Source organism: Trueperella bernardiae (assembly GCF_030246965.1).
Taxonomy (GTDB): Bacteria; Actinomycetota; Actinomycetes; order Actinomycetales; family Actinomycetaceae; genus Trueperella; species Trueperella bernardiae.
This window is the reverse complement of the sequence record NZ_CP127099.1, coordinates 762,547-776,291: the sequence shown is the minus strand read 5'-3', so window position 1 is coordinate 776,291 and position 13,745 is coordinate 762,547. Positions and strand designations below refer to the sequence as shown.

The following is a 13,745-nucleotide window of genomic DNA, read 5'->3' as shown; positions in this document are numbered from 1 at the left end:
CTTCCGTTAACTAGTGGGGTCTTAAGGCCTAAACCGGTACCCTTGAGGTATCGCATGACGCAATCGATCGTACAGAGGAGTAATCGTGAGTCAACAGCCCCTGAGGCCTCTCATTAACGGCTTGCTCAGCCAGGTTCCGGACATCAACCCCGAAGAAACCCAAGAATGGATCGACTCGGTCGATGGACTGATCGAATCCCAGGGTGGGCCGCGCACCCGTTACCTGCTGACCGCGATGGAGAACCACGCCCGCCGCAAGGGCATCTCCCTCCCGCCAAACATTGTGACCCCGTACGTCAACACGATCGGTATCGACGACGAGCCGTACTACCCCGGTGACGAGTCGCTGGAAAAGGAGATCCGCCGCTGGACCCGCTGGAACGCGGCCGTCATGGTGACCCGGCAGCAGGATCCGGACATCGCTGTCGGCGGCCACATTTCCTCCTACGCCGCTCAGGCCACCCTGTACGAGGTGGGCTTCAACCACTTCTTCCGCGGCAAGAACGCCCCGGGCGGTGGCGACCAGGTGCTCTTCCAGGGCCACTCCTCCCCCGGTAACTACGCGCGCGCCTTCCTCGAGGGCCGCCTCACGGAGAAGGACCTCGATTCGTTCCGCCAGCAGGCTTCACGACGTTCGGGCGGCCGCGGCCTGCCGTCCTACCCGCACCCACGCCAGATGCCGGACTTTTGGGAGTTCCCCACCGTCTCGCTCGGCCTTGGCCCGATCTCCGCGATCTACCAGGCCTGGTACAACCGCTACCTGCACGAGCGTGGGCTGAAGGACACGAGCCAGCAGCACGTGTGGGCGTTCATGGGCGACGGCGAGATGGACGAGGTCGAGTCCCGCGGCGTGCTCCACCTGGCCGCCGGCCAGAACCTTGACAACCTCACGTTCGTCATCAACTGCAACCTTCAGCGCCTCGACGGCCCGGTGCGCGGCAATGGCAAGATCATCCAGGAGCTCGAGGCCCAGTTCAAGGGCGCGGGCTGGAACGTCATCAAGGTGATCTGGGGCCGCGAGTGGGACGAGCTGCTGACCGCGGATAAGGACCGCGCGCTCGTCAACATCATGAACGAGACGCTCGACGGCGACTACCAGACATTCAAGGCCAACGACGGCGCCTACGTGCGCGAGCACTTCTTTGGCCGCGATCCGCGCACCAAGGCGATGGTGGCCGACTGGTCGGATGAGAAGATTTGGGCGCTCAAGCGCGGCGGCCACGACTACCGCAAGGTGTACGCGGCTTACAAGGCTGCCGCCGAGCACAAGGGCCAGCCCACGGTCATCCTCGCCCACACGATCAAGGGCTACGCGCTCGGCTCGAACTTCGCCGGTCGTAACTCCACGCATCAGATGAAGAAGCTCAACTCTGATGACCTCAAGCTCCTGCGCGACACGCTCGAGCTGGATATTGCCGACGACCAGCTTGACGATCCGTTCGTGGCGCCGTACTTCAAGCCGTCGCCGAAGAACCCGGCTCTGGAGTACATGCACGAACAACGCCGCAAGCTCGGCGGCTACCTGCCCGAACGCCGCGTGGTGGAGCAGGGCGTGACCCTGCCGGCTGAGAAGCATTGGGGCATCCTCAAGGGTGGTTCGGGCAAGCAGAAGGTGGCCACCACGATGGCCTTCGTCCGCCTGCTCAAGGACCTGCTGCGAGACAAGGACTTCGGCTACCGCTTCGTGCCGATCATCCCCGACGAAGCCCGCACCTTCGGCCTGGACGCTATCTTCCCCTCGGCGAAGATCTTCAACGTCCTCGGCCAGAACTACACCGCGGTCGATTCGGACCTGCTGCTCAACTACAAGGAGTCCCAGCAGGGCCAGATCATGCACACGGGCATCACGGAGGCTGGCTCGAACGCGGCGTTCACCGCGGTGGGCACCTCGTACGCCACCCACGGTCTGCCGATGGTTCCGATCTACATCTTCTACTCGATGTTCGGTTTCCAGCGCACGGGCGACCAGTTCTGGCACGCCGCCGATCAGCTCACGCGCGGCTTCATCATGGGCGCCACCGCCGGCCGCACCACGCTGACGGGCGAGGGCCTGCAGCACATGGACGGCCACAGCCACGTGATCGCTTCGACGAACCCGGCTGTCATCCAGTACGACCCGGCCTACGCCTACGAGGTCAGCCACATCTTCCGTGATGGCCTAGTGCGCATGTATGGCGACGGCTCGGATGGGCGCGACCAGAACGTCATGTACTACATCACGATCTACAACGAGCCGATCCACCAGCCGGCCGAGCCGGAGAACGTGGACGTTGAGGGCATCGTCAAGGGCATGTACAAGCTTGACGAGGCCGAAGGCGAGGGCCCGAAGGTCCAGCTCTTCGCCTCCGGCGTGGGTGTGCCGTGGGCGCGTGAGGCCCGCCAGATGCTGCGCGACGACTGGGGCGTGGCCGCGTCCGTGTGGTCGATCACGTCGTGGTACGAGCTTCGCCGCGACGGCCTCGCGGTCGACGAGTACAACTACCTGCACCCCACCGAGGAACCTAAGAAGGCCTACGTCACCCGCAAGCTTGAGGGCGAGTACGGTCCGATCATCGCCACCTCGGATTGGGAGAAGCAAGTCCAGGATTCGATCCGCCCGTGGGTCCCGGAGGCCTACTACACACTCGGCGCGAACGGCTTCGGCATCGCCGATACCCGCGCCGCCGCGCGTCGTCACTTCCGCATCGACTCCGCGTCCATGGTGGTACGCGCCCTCCAGGCGTTGGCCGACCGTGGCGAGGTCGACCGTTCCACGGTCCAGGCGGCGATCGACAAGTACCAGCTCCTTGATCCGGAGGCCGGCGACGACGGTCAGCCGGTGGCGAACGAGCCGGCTGTCTAAGCCCTGATTTCCCCGGTGCCTCGCGGTTAATCGCCGCGGGGCACCATTTTTTGTGTGGCACAGTTGGATTTATTAATCCAGCAAAGTTGTCGGACCGTGGTTGTAGTCTGACATGGACGGTACGAGCTAAGGAGAGCTGTGACTCTAATCCACATCAGCTGGGAGTTTCTCAAGCGAAAGAAGGCGGCGTTCTTCTTTATTTTTCTGCTGCAAGTAGTGCAGATCCTCCTCAGCCTCGTCCTGCCCGCCTTGAACGCGCAGATTATTGACGACGGCATTTTGGGCAACGATCAGGCCCTCATTTGGCGCGTGGGCGGGGTGATGCTCGCGATCGCTATCGTGCAGATCATCTCAATGGCCGGAGCGATCTACCTAGGCGCGCGCACCGCCATGGAGCTTGGTCGGGAGCTGCGCGGGCGGGCGTTCCGCCACGTGCAGTCGTATTCCGCCACCGACCAGCACAAGTTTGGCGCGCCCACGCTCATCACCCGCGTGTCGAACGACGTGACACAGGTGCAAAACGTCGTGCTCCTCACCTTCACTGTCATGATCATGTCCCCGCTCATGGGCTTTGGCGGCGTGTTCATGGCGATCCAACAAAATGCCCGGCTTTCCCTTCTGCTCGTGGTCATCGTGCCGCTACTTGGCCTGCTCATTTTCTTCGTTATGCGGGCGCTCGCGCCGCGCTACACGGTCCAGCAGGAACGCATCGACCGGATCAACACCTTGTTGCGTGAGCAGTTGACGGGCGTGCGCGTGATCCGCGCCTTCGTCCGTCAGGATACGATCCGTGCCAAGTTCGACGACGCCAACCACAAGCTTCGTAAGATCTGGCTGGAGATCGGTGTGCTGTGGGCGTTCCTCATGCCGGCGGCGTCAATCATCATCGGCATCTCGTCCGCGGCCGTGGTCTGGTTCGCCGCCCACCTCATTTCGCAGGGCGCCATGCAGGTCGGCGCGCTGACCGCCTATATCTCCTACCTTATGATGATCATGATGTCGGTGATGTTGTCGGGCATGATGGTCATGCTGTTCCCGCGCGGCGAGGTCTCGGCCAAGCGTCTCCAGCAGATCTTCGACGTCGTGCCCGCTATCCAGGCCCCGGCCGATCCCGTGGCGTTGCCCGAGGGCCCGCTCACGTTCGAACTTGACCACGCCGGTCTGCGCTACCCCGGCGCCGAGGAGCCGGTCCTCTCCGACATCTCGATGACCTTCGCCCCCGGCACACAGGTGGCGCTGATCGGCTCCACCGGTTCGGGCAAGTCCTCGATCATCAAGCTCCTCCCCCGGCTCATTGACGCCACTTCGGGCGAGGTCCGTGCCGGCGGCGTGTCTGTTACCGACGTCGACCCGCAGGAGTTGCGCGCCCGCATCGCGCTCGTCCCCCAGCATGCCTTCCTTTTCTCCGGCACAATCGCCACGAATGTGGCCGGTTCGCCCGACGAGCACGCGCCCTACGACGCCGACCGGGTGGTCCTTGCCCTGCGCGCGGCTCAGGCGTGGGACTTTGTGAGCGAGCTGGAGGGCGGGATTGAGTCCAGTGTCGAATCGGGCGGTAAAAACTTCTCCGGCGGCCAGCGCCAGCGCCTGACGATCGCTCGTGCGATCTACCGGTGCCTGCCGGACGCACAGGGCCGCCGGCAGGCTGACCTGCTGATCTTCGACGATTCCTTCTCAGCGCTCGACTACCAGACCGACGCGCGGCTGCGGCGCGGCTTGCGCGCCTTCATTGGTGACGTTGCGGTGTTCATCATTGCCCAGCGCGTGTCGACCATCCGCCAGGCCACCCACATCCACGTGCTCGACCACGGCCACATCGTCGGAGTGGGCACCCACCATGAGCTACTTGATTCCTGCGAAACGTACCAAGAGATCGTCGCGTCGCAGCTGACCGCGGAGGAGGCACGATGAGGGGCGGACCTCACGGGGCGAACCCGTATTCGACCGAGACTCGCGACACGAAGGGAGCGCTGAAGCGCCTGCTCCGCATGCTGCGGACCGAGCGGCTGCGCGTGTTCGGCATCGCCGTCCTCATGTTGTTCGCGGCGGGCGGCAGCGTGCTCGCGCCGAAGTTCTTGGGCGACGCCACGAACGTGGTCGTCGATGGCATCTCCGGAAGCGGCGTGGACTTTTCCAAGCTTGCGCGGGTGTTGCTTTTCGTCGTCGGGCTGTACGCGGTCTCAGGCATCACGAACTTCGCCGCGGGCTACATTATCCGCTACACGGTCCAGGACCTGGGCTACAAGCTCCGCCACGACGCACAGGCCAAGATCGACGCGCTATCCCTGTCATGGCTGGATAAGCAGCAGCGCGGCGACCTCCTCTCCCGCGTCACGAACGACATCGACAACATCACCCAAACCCTCATGCAGACCCTCAACCAGGTGATCCAGTCGGTCTACCTGCTGATCGGCATCGTGGCGATGATGATTTGGGTTTCGCCGCGGCTGACCGTGGCCGCCCTGTTCGTCATGCCGCTTGGCGTCGTCGCTCTGCTCGTCATCCTCAAGAAGGCCCGGCCAGAGTTCCGCGCCCAGTGGGCGAAGACGGGCGAGGTATCGGCCATCGTGGAGGAATCCTTCACGGGCTTCGACGTGGTGAGCGCCTACGGCCTCCAGGACGACTTCGAGCGCATCTTCGACAAGGCCAACCACGGCCTGTACGAGGCGGGCTACAAGGGCCAGTTTCTTTCCCAACTCTCCCAGCCGATCATGGGTTTCGTGTCCAACCTCGGCTTTGTCATCATCGCGGTGTGGGGCGGGTTCCAGGTGATCAACGGCCAGCTAACGATCGGCGGCCTGCAGGCGTTCATCCAGTACAGCCGCCAGCTCAGTCAGCCGGTCTCTACGCTCGCGTCCATGACGGCGATGCTGCAGTCGGGTGCCGCCTCGGGCGAGCGCATCTTCGACTTCCTCGACAGCGAGGAGATGGACCATGACGCCGCCGTCGATTTCCACGACCTCATTCCTGCTGACAAATTCCATGGCCACATCACGTTCGAGAGCGTGGAGTTCTCCTACGAGGAGGGCATCCCAGTGATCAACGGCCTGTCGCTGGACGTGCATCGCGGGGATCAGGTGGCGATCGTGGGTCCCACGGGCGCGGGCAAGACCACGCTGGTCAACCTGCTCATGCGCTTCTATGAAATCAACGGGGGCCGGATCGCGCTCGACGGCGTGTCCACCCGCGACTTTTCCAAGGATTCGCTGCGCTCCCAAATCGGCATGGTATTGCAGGACACGTGGCTGTTCGAGGGCACGATTGAGGAAAACATCGCGTTTGGCAAGGAGGGCGCCACCCACGACGAGGTCGTCGCGGCGGCGAAGGCCACGGGCGTGGACCGCCTGGTGCGCCAGCTACCTGAGGGCTATGACACGATCATCGACGACGAGGGCGGCAACATCTCCGCTGGCGAGAAGCAGCTCATCACGATCGCCCGCGCCTATCTTTCCGACCCGGCCGTGCTCATCCTTGACGAGGCCACATCGTCGGTGGACACCCGCACAGAGATGCTGGTCCAGCGCGCCATGGGCGAGCTGCGCGAGGGGCGCACGTCGTTCGTCATCGCCCACCGTCTATCCACAATTCGCGACGCCGACCTCATCATCGTCATGGTTGACGGCGACGTGGTGGAGCAGGGCACACACGATGAACTGCTCGCGCACCACGGCGCCTACTACGATCTGTACCAGTCGCAGTTCAGCGGGCCGGAGGAGTAGGGCGGCCTAGAAGCCGTTCGCCCGGGTATCGAGGAGTAGTTCGCGTAGCTCGTGCGGGGTGGAGACCGTGGCCCAGGCGAGCTCGCGCTCCTCGGGCCACGAGTCGGCCCATTCGACCAGGATGGTCCGCACGCCGTGGACGCCCGCGCCCTCGATGTCGTAGATGCGGTCGCCCACCATGATGACGTCGTCGCGCCACGGGCCCGACGTGGGCGAGCTCGCTGGCACTTCGGCCGAGCCCGTGAGCTGCCCGGCACCGGCGGCGAGGACGCCCTTGGCGCGTAGCTCGTTGAGCGCGGATTGGACCACCTCGGCCTTGCCGAAGAGGTTCTTTTCGGTGGTATCCCCGCACACCGCGGTGAAGAGGTGGGCGATGCCGAGGTGCTCGCACACGCCACGGGCGCTGCGCTGGAACTTGGAGGTGGCAAGGCCGAGCGCAAAGCCGTCGTCGTGAAGGCGCTCGAGTAGTTCGCGCGTGCCGGCGAAGAGGTCGACGTCGTTGCCTACGGCCGAGTAGCGGCGCCGGTATTCGTCGATGTAGTCCTGAACCTGGTCGGCGGGCACGCCGAGGTCGCCGAAGCTGGCCTTGAGCGGCGGGCCGAGGTACTTGCGGAACGCCTCGAGCGGGAGGTCGACGCCAGCGAGCGCCTTCATTGTGGCGGCGAGGGTGGAGGTGACGACGGGCGCGGAGTCGGTCAGCGTTCCGTCGAGGTCGAAGAGAACGGCTTTGATCATGAGACGTCAAACATCGACAGGTCGCCGGCGCCTTCGCGCGCGATGACGGCTTCACCGCTGGACAGGTCCACCACTGTAGTGGGGCCGCGGCCGACCGGGCCGTCCACCACGACGTCGACCGCGTTGCCCAGGCGGTCATCGACCACCCAGCCCTCCTCGAGGGGCTCCTCCTCGCCCGGCACGATGAGGGTGGAGGACAGCAGCGGTTCACCGAGTTCGGACAGGATCGCCTGGACGATCCGGTGGTCTGGGATGCGCACGCCCACCGTGTGCTTCTTCGGGTTCAACGTCATGCGCGGCACGTCCTTCGTGCCCTTGAGGATGAAGGTATACGGGCCGGGCGTGAGCGACTTGACCAGCCGGAAGAAAACGTTGTCAATGATGACGAAGTGCCCCAGCTGGGCGAAGTTCGCGCACAGCAGCGTGAAGTGGTGCTTGGAGCCGACCTGGCGGATTGTACGGATGCGGTCGAGGCCCTCCTTGTTGGCCAGGGTGCAGGCGATCGCGTACCCCGAGTCGGTGGGCAGGGCGATCACCTCGCCGCGCCGGAGCCGGTCAACCACCTTCGCCACGAGCCGGGGCTGTGGGTCTTGCGGGTGAAGTTCAACGTACGTCGCCATTTTTCGCCTTCCTCGTTGCAATCGCGATTTCCAGATCGTCCACGAGTTCGCCGACCTGGCCCGATTCTTTGAGAATCCGGACGTAAGAGCGGGCCTCATCGATCTTGTTGGCTGCGAGCGCCGCGCTCACGAGTTCCTCGGCCACGCCCAGCACCTGCTCGGCGGGCTTCCAACGGCCGAGTCCGAGCTGGATCGCCGCCTCGTTCTGGCCGGTTTCGCGTAGGAGCTTGATGCCTTCAGCGAGCGCGATTCCGGTTTCTTCCCGGTCCGCCGCCGTCTCAAGGTAACGCTGGGCCGCCTCCGGGTCCTCGGGACCGGAGAGCCGGGCGAGCTGAATGAGCGGGTACCAGGCCCGCGAATCCGAGCCGATCTCCTCGCTTAGTGCCCAGAGCACCAACTCCGGGTCCGCCTCGCTCGAGTCGCCCGTGAGCGGATCGGCGGGTTCTTCGGAGACCGCGAAGCCCTTGATGAGGTCTGCGAGCTCGTCGAACGAAACCACATCGTTGGGATCCTCCGCCAGTTTGTCGCGCAATTCGAGCGCTTCGGCAATGATGCCCGGTTCCTCGTCCTCGTGGGACGCGTTGACGAACCTACGCATGAGATCTAGAAATGCCATACTCTTAGCCTAGCTGATTCTGTTACCGATCGGCTGTCGGCTTCATCCAAGGAGTGAACATGGTGTCCCGCGAAGACCTTGCGCTCGCACGCGCCCGCGTGGTGTTGGCCGACGTCGCCCCCGAAATCCCAACATCTGAGATCGCCCCGGGCGCGCGCCTTTCCGAGGACCTCGAACTCGACCAGGTCTCCATTTGGGCGCTTGCCGCCGGGCTCGAGAAGCTGGCGAAGGTCCAGATTAACGACGCCGACATCTGCGCCGCCACGACGCTCGACGACCTGCTGGCTCACGTGCTGACGGACTTGCCGGCCGATTACGCCGAGGAGGTCGGGCTTGCGGGCGGAGCCGAGCCGGACGAAACCGAGGCCGGCGGTGGTGCGGGCGCGGACGGCGTCGTCGAAAACGCGCAGGAGGACGCGGCCGACGACGCCGAGGACCTCGCCGCCGCCATGGAGGACCTGGCCAACCTTTTCAAGTAAAGCCGGAGCAGGCCCACGGCAGGGGCGGCGGGCCTAACCGACCCGGTGCAGCCAGCGCACGGGAGCGCCCGCGCCGGCGTAACGGAAGACTTCAAGCTCGTCGTCCCAGGCCTGACCGAGGGCGACGTCGAGGAGGCGGCGCAGCTCGTCGGCGTCGCCGTTCGAGTCCTCGATCGCCGCGCGGATGCGGTTCTCAGGGACGACGACGTTGCCGAGCAGGTCGGTCTGAGCGTAGAAGATGCCGAGTCCGGGCGTGCAGGACCATCGGCCGCCGTCGCTGACCGACGTCGGCTCCTCGGTCACCTCAAAGCGCAGGTGCTCCCAGCCGCCAAGGGCCGAAGCGAGCTGCGCGCCCGTGCCGGACTCCCCCGCCCACGACACCTCGCCGCGGTTCATGTTGGGCAGAGCCGGCTGCTTGGTCCACTCGAAATGCACAGGGTATCCAAGCACGCTTGTGACCGCCCATTCAACGTGAGGTTGAACAGCCGGTGTCACTGAATGAATAAATATGACGCCACGTGTGGCTTTGTTGTTCACCGTAACCTCCTGCTTGGGTGAAATTCCCCTTGACACGCAAGCGAGGTTCGTTAGTTCAAGGATGCCACACGACCGGGCGAAAGTCACTCCAGTGGAAGCTCGCGGGCGAAGATCTCCTCAATGGTTGGCGCGAGGAAGGTAAAGCCGTGGTCGGTGAGCTCCTGAGGGTAGACGCGCTGGGAAGCGAGCACCGCCTCGCGCGCCATCTCCCCCGCAAGCCGGAGCGCCGGCGTCGGGACTGAAAGGAAGCCCGGCCGGTGGAAGTGGCGGGCGAGAGCCTCGTGCCAGTGCGCGTTACGGACCGGCTCGGGCCCGACCATGTTGACTGGCCCGGACACGTCGCGGGTAAGGAGGAAAAGGAGCGCGCGGACGTAGTCGTCGCGGGCGATGGCCGACATCCACGCCGAGCCATCCCCCAGCCGCGCGCCCATGCCCGCCCGGTACAGATGTTGCAGGATCCCGAGCATGCCGCCGTCCGCGCCCATGACCAGGCCTGTGCGCAACTGTACCGTCCGCACGCCCAGGTTTTCCGCCGCCGACGACGCCGCCTCCCAGGCCTCGCACAGCTCCGCGAGGAAACCCGACCCGGCCGCCGAGCTCTCCGTGAGGACCTCATCCCCGCGGTCCGGGCCGTAGTATCCGATCGCCGAACCGGCGAGGAAGACCTGCGGCCGGTGGGAGCCCATGGCACTCACCAGGGTCTCGACCGAACCCAGCCGCGATTCCCACAGCGCCCGCTTGTACGAATCGGTCCACGGGCGCGAGAGCAGTCCCGCACCGTTGAGGCAGATGATGCCGTAGGCACCGGCGAGGGCGGCGTCATCGATCGTGCCGGCCGCCGGGTCCCACGTAAACTGCGTGACGCCGGCTGGAGCTTGACGGCCCGGCGTGCGCAACAGTTGGCGCACCTCATACCCGCTCGCGACGGCGGCATCCACCAGGCGCGAACCGATGAAACCGGACGCGCCCGCGAGCACAAGGGCTCTTCTCATTGCATTTCCCTGAGCTTGCGGAAGGCCTCACGGCGCAGGTGGCGCTCGAGCCGGTCGATGAAAAGGTGGCCGTCGAGGTGGTCGATCTCGTGCTGGATGAGGCGCGCCCAGATCTCGCGGCCCTCCACCACCACTTTCTTCCCATCCAGGTCCGTGCCTTCCGCCCGGGCGTACATGGCACGCTTGGCGTGGAACCACAGGTCGGGGACGGAAAGGCAGCCCTCGTCACCGTCCTGGATCTCCTCGGACAGCTTCACGATCGTCGGGTTAAGGATGTACCCCAGCTCGCCCTCGATGTTCCAGGAGAAGGCGCGGAAGGACACGCCGATCTGGTTCGCGGCCAGGCCAGCGCGGCCGTCCTCGTTCACATTCTCCAGCAGGTCCTCCACCAGCTGCTTGATGCCAGGGGTGACCTCCCGGATCGGTTCGCACGCGGTGCGCAGGACGGGGTCGCCAACTACACGGATGTCTCGGTACGTCATGGACGTATTGTCTCACTTTCGCCCGGCGCGCGAGGGGACGGCTGGGTGGCAGCCGCCGGCGGCGTCGAGGGCGAGCACGAGGGCGAGCCGGGCGTCACTAAAGGCGGCACACGTGTTTTCTTATTCCACGCCTATTCCACGGCGGGGAAAGAAAGAACCCCGGTTTCTCACTTTTCGTTGAGATTCCGGGGTTTTGTATGGCTCCCGCGGTTGGACTCGAACCAACAACCCTTCGATTAACAGTCGAATGCTCTGCCATTGAGCTACGCGGGAAAGCAACGTGAATACTTTAACCACAACCACCTGCGAAAGTGAAATCCGAAAGGGCCGTTTTCGAGCATTGTGTGTTTCTGCACAAGCGCAGGCTAGGCGGGTGGGCCGGCGTCGTTGGCACGACGCCGGAGCGGCCGCGGCACGCCCAGGAATCGCGGGCGCTAGTCGATGCCGACGGCCTCGCGCAGCTCGGTGTCGAACACGTCGAGGGCGAGACGGTCAGCCTCGGTGATGTCGGAGTCGACGATGATCTGAGTGAAAAGCGAGTCGTCCGGGTTGCGCCGCACCTGACCGCGTGCCACGGCGCCGCTCGGCAGCTCGGCGACCTGTGTGAAGACGATCGAGCGGTCGATGCGTTCGCGGATCATCATGATGGCGAGCCCGTCGGCCTCGCGCGGAATGAGGAAGGACAGGGGCGGCGTGCGGGGGTCGACGAAGGTGAGGGTGAGCGTGTTCGTGTCATCATCCCAAGTGCCGGTTTCGAAGTCCGACCACACGAAGGTGGCCCGCTCCCCCTCGGCCGGGATCACGCCGAGGTAGCCGTCCCAACCGCCGATCCACGTGCCCTCGACTTCCGGCTCGACGGGCGTGGCGGCTGCCGGCATGCCGTTCTCATCCGCTAGGTAGCGGGGTAGCTTAGAGCGGCCAAACATTCATGGCCTCCCACGCTGCCGCGCCGCCGCTGATGTTCTGCGCGGCGAAATACCCCATGACCGCGAGGACGATCCCGCCCACGATCGCGAGCGCAAAATAGCGCTTGCGGGCGCGCATGAGCGTGGCCATGTCCTCGTCACTGAGCCCGTATTTGTTCGTGGGCTCCTGGGTTTGGTCTTCGGATCGCTCGTCGTTCGACATCGGCTTCCTTCCGCTGGGGTTTGTGCCCAGCCTACTGGAGAGACGCCGCGGCTAGCGATTCGCCGTGAGCACCGCCTCTGCCTCCACGGCCGTGAGCGGCTCGGAGGTCACGGCGGTGAGCGCCTGGCCGGGAACCGGGTACCATCCCGGCGAGCCCGCCACGCGGATCAGCACCTCCCACCCCACGCGCACGCTCGGCGTATACGCGCCCGGCTGGGTGTAGGTGTAGGTGACGCCGCCGTCCGGGTACGTCCCGCCCGGGTCGGAGGTCACGAAGCTGGACTCATCGCCCGGCAGCCACTCATACGACGACGGCGTGAACGCCAGCTCCACCTGCGTGCCCAGCACGGTCACCGACGTCGTGTAGTGCGCCGCCGACGAGGCAAAGTAAACCGGCTTGTTGATGACCACCTGGCCCGACGCCGGCTGCAAGGACATAACGCCGCCATCGATAATCGTCTGCGCGTTGGCCTGAATGTAATAGCCCAGGTCAGCCACGGTCATCTGCGGGGCCGGCGCCGCCGCATCAGACTCCCCCGCCTCGCCCGGCTCCTTCGGCGTGCGATACAGGCAGTACTCCGCCAGGGGGCCCGACATCCGCCCCGACTCAAAGTACGACGCCCCCGTATTCGACCAGTATCCCTGGTCGCACATCTCGTCCACCGTTAGCGCCTGCAGCTTGCTCGTGTCAACGCCGGAGCCGTGCCCGACGCCGGTGGCCGGCACGCCCAACGACGACCCACCAGGCGGGTTGACAAACTCGACCCCGTAGCCCCAAGTAATGTCAACGGTGTTCCCGTTGGATTCGGCATTCCAGTTGCCCGATGAACCATTACCGCCCGAAACTGCCATGAGAACGGCCATGACAATTGCGGCCTTCACAGGTCAACCTTCCCGAAGAGCTCAGGCTTCAGTCGATCGAAATAACGTACGAGCAACTGACCATCGACGTTCTTTACACCAACAACCACTGTGTGTTGGCCAGGTTCTGTCTCTTCGAGTCCATCTGTGCCGTAGTACTTAACCAACCGCCGATCGATAAGCAGGTCGATACGGTAATCAAATTCTCCCTGAGCAGTGAAGCCAGCTTCACCAAGAATCTCGTAGGGGAAATCCATCCAGGCACCGGTCTCGTTGTCGGCTTTAGCGTCATTCACAACAGCCTGACAAAACTCGCACTCGGGAAGTGCGTACTTCTCCCACAGCTCTGTGTCGCCTGTTGCCTTCACATAGGGGTAGAGCTCAAGGTAAAACTTAGCGAGCTCATACGCGTTGTTGACATCGACGCCGGTCAACTCCGGCTCCGCCGGTGCCTCTATCGCCGGGCGCGGCGGGATCGTGTAGGTGCTAGAGGGCTCGGCGGTGGCAGTGCCAGTGGAGGTGCCAGTGGAAGTTGTTTCGGCCGGCGCCGTCTCCTTGGTGGTACACCCGGCCAGCCCGCTGGCCAGCACGGCGGCAGTCATAGCCATCGCAAAAATTCGCTTCTTCATGAAGCCAACTTATCCCCGGGGCCGACGGCCGTGCTTTCGTTATCCACAGGCAGACGTGGGTACCGGGCATACCCGGCTCGACGCCGCGCTTCGCCTTGCATGCCA

14 protein-coding genes and 1 tRNA gene are annotated in these 13,745 nt (G+C 64.6%); 4 read left to right on the top strand and 11 right to left on the bottom strand.

Going from position 1 to position 13,745, the window contains the following annotated elements; genetic code table 11:
• Nucleotides 1–85 precede the first annotated feature (85 nt).
• The 3 genes from aceE to QPC17_RS03595 all read left to right on the top strand — a co-directional run bounded on the left by aceE (nt 86) and on the right by QPC17_RS03595 (nt 6,561).
• Nucleotides 86–2,842, top strand: coding sequence for a pyruvate dehydrogenase (acetyl-transferring), homodimeric type (gene aceE / locus QPC17_RS03605; RefSeq protein WP_285347474.1), 2,757 nt, complete (start codon nt 86–88; stop codon nt 2,840–2,842).
• 138 nt (nt 2,843–2,980) lie between these two features.
• Nucleotides 2,981–4,753 (top strand): ABC transporter ATP-binding protein, encoded by a 1,773-nt coding sequence (locus QPC17_RS03600; RefSeq protein ID WP_082661057.1) that lies wholly within the window; start codon nt 2,981–2,983, stop codon nt 4,751–4,753.
• Nucleotides 4,750–6,561 carry an ABC transporter ATP-binding protein gene (locus tag QPC17_RS03595; RefSeq protein WP_285347473.1) on the top strand — a complete coding sequence of 604 codons (1,812 nt, stop codon included), beginning with the start codon at nt 4,750–4,752 and terminating at the stop codon, nt 6,559–6,561. The genes QPC17_RS03600 and QPC17_RS03595 overlap by 4 nt, the downstream gene beginning before the upstream one ends.
• Before the next feature lie 6 nt (nt 6,562–6,567).
• On the opposite strand, the gene QPC17_RS03590 is transcribed toward QPC17_RS03595, so the two are convergent.
• The 3 genes from QPC17_RS03590 to QPC17_RS03580 are packed head-to-tail and all read right to left on the bottom strand — an operon-like array spanning nt 6,568 to nt 8,532.
• A complete protein-coding gene (locus tag QPC17_RS03590; RefSeq protein WP_062612245.1) occupies nt 6,568–7,296 on the bottom strand; it encodes an HAD hydrolase-like protein in 729 nt (242 codons plus the stop codon).
• A complete protein-coding gene (locus QPC17_RS03585) occupies nt 7,293–7,916 on the bottom strand; it encodes an L-threonylcarbamoyladenylate synthase (protein ID WP_062612243.1) in 624 nt (207 codons plus the stop codon). Before QPC17_RS03585 ends, QPC17_RS03590 begins: the two co-directional genes overlap by 4 nt.
• Entirely contained in the window at nt 7,900–8,532 is a 633-nt protein-coding gene (locus QPC17_RS03580; RefSeq protein WP_083200501.1) for a hypothetical protein, read from the bottom strand. The genes QPC17_RS03585 and QPC17_RS03580 overlap by 17 nt, the downstream gene beginning before the upstream one ends.
• A 59-nt stretch (nt 8,533–8,591) precedes the next feature.
• On the opposite strand from QPC17_RS03580, the gene QPC17_RS03575 reads away from it, so the two are divergent.
• On the top strand, nt 8,592–9,011 hold the full coding sequence (locus QPC17_RS03575; protein ID WP_101923431.1) for a phosphopantetheine-binding protein: 420 nt from the start codon (nt 8,592–8,594) through the stop codon (nt 9,009–9,011).
• A gap of 33 nt (nt 9,012–9,044) precedes the next feature.
• On the opposite strand, the gene QPC17_RS03570 is transcribed toward QPC17_RS03575, so the two are convergent.
• From QPC17_RS03570 to QPC17_RS03535, 8 genes are all read right to left on the bottom strand, one after another.
• The gene (locus QPC17_RS03570) at nt 9,045–9,548 is read right to left on the bottom strand and encodes a DUF3145 domain-containing protein (protein ID WP_068538373.1); all 504 of its coding nucleotides are present in this window, start codon (nt 9,546–9,548) and stop codon (nt 9,045–9,047) included.
• An 83-nt stretch (nt 9,549–9,631) separates the two neighbouring features.
• Entirely contained in the window at nt 9,632–10,540 is a 909-nt protein-coding gene (locus QPC17_RS03565; protein WP_068538374.1) for a TIGR01777 family oxidoreductase, read from the bottom strand.
• Nucleotides 10,537–11,022 (bottom strand): peptide deformylase, encoded by a 486-nt coding sequence (gene def / locus QPC17_RS03560; protein WP_285347472.1) that lies wholly within the window; start codon nt 11,020–11,022, stop codon nt 10,537–10,539. Before def ends, QPC17_RS03565 begins: the two co-directional genes overlap by 4 nt.
• Nucleotides 11,023–11,220: 198 nt before the next feature.
• A tRNA-Asn gene (locus tag QPC17_RS03555) sits at nt 11,221–11,295 on the bottom strand.
• Between the two features lie 161 nt (nt 11,296–11,456).
• Nucleotides 11,457–11,948, bottom strand: a complete 492-nt coding sequence (locus QPC17_RS03550; protein WP_148132196.1) for a hypothetical protein — start codon at nt 11,946–11,948, stop codon at nt 11,457–11,459.
• Nucleotides 11,932–12,150 (bottom strand): hypothetical protein, encoded by a 219-nt coding sequence (locus QPC17_RS03545; protein WP_062612231.1) that lies wholly within the window; start codon nt 12,148–12,150, stop codon nt 11,932–11,934. Before QPC17_RS03545 ends, QPC17_RS03550 begins: the two co-directional genes overlap by 17 nt.
• Before the next feature lie 51 nt (nt 12,151–12,201).
• Nucleotides 12,202–13,032 carry a hypothetical protein gene (locus tag QPC17_RS03540; RefSeq protein ID WP_285347471.1) on the bottom strand — a complete coding sequence of 277 codons (831 nt, stop codon included), beginning with the start codon at nt 13,030–13,032 and terminating at the stop codon, nt 12,202–12,204.
• On the bottom strand, nt 13,029–13,640 hold the full coding sequence (locus QPC17_RS03535) for a DUF6318 family protein (protein ID WP_285347470.1): 612 nt from the start codon (nt 13,638–13,640) through the stop codon (nt 13,029–13,031). Before QPC17_RS03535 ends, QPC17_RS03540 begins: the two co-directional genes overlap by 4 nt.
• Nucleotides 13,641–13,745 lie beyond the last annotated feature (105 nt).

What these genes read in the sequence shown, in the direction of transcription:
- QPC17_RS03575 (WP_101923431.1), top strand. Translation starts at nt 8,592, where the DNA reads ATGGTGTCCCGCGAAGACCTTGCGCTCGCACGCGCCCGCGTGGTGTTG.
- QPC17_RS03580 (WP_083200501.1), bottom strand. Translation starts at nt 8,532, where the DNA reads ATGGCATTTCTAGATCTCATGCGTAGGTTCGTCAACGCGTCCCACGAG.
- QPC17_RS03545 (WP_062612231.1), bottom strand. Translation starts at nt 12,150, where the DNA reads ATGTCGAACGACGAGCGATCCGAAGACCAAACCCAGGAGCCCACGAAC.
- QPC17_RS03565 (WP_068538374.1), bottom strand. Translation starts at nt 10,540, where the DNA reads ATGAGAAGAGCCCTTGTGCTCGCGGGCGCGTCCGGTTTCATCGGTTCG.
- QPC17_RS03585 (WP_062612243.1), bottom strand. Translation starts at nt 7,916, where the DNA reads ATGGCGACGTACGTTGAACTTCACCCGCAAGACCCACAGCCCCGGCTC.
- QPC17_RS03590 (WP_062612245.1), bottom strand. Translation starts at nt 7,296, where the DNA reads ATGATCAAAGCCGTTCTCTTCGACCTCGACGGAACGCTGACCGACTCC.
- QPC17_RS03550 (WP_148132196.1), bottom strand. Translation starts at nt 11,948, where the DNA reads ATGTTTGGCCGCTCTAAGCTACCCCGCTACCTAGCGGATGAGAACGGC.
- QPC17_RS03595 (WP_285347473.1), top strand. Translation starts at nt 4,750, where the DNA reads ATGAGGGGCGGACCTCACGGGGCGAACCCGTATTCGACCGAGACTCGC.
- def (WP_285347472.1), bottom strand. Translation starts at nt 11,022, where the DNA reads ATGACGTACCGAGACATCCGTGTAGTTGGCGACCCCGTCCTGCGCACC.
- QPC17_RS03535 (WP_285347470.1), bottom strand. Translation starts at nt 13,640, where the DNA reads ATGAAGAAGCGAATTTTTGCGATGGCTATGACTGCCGCCGTGCTGGCC.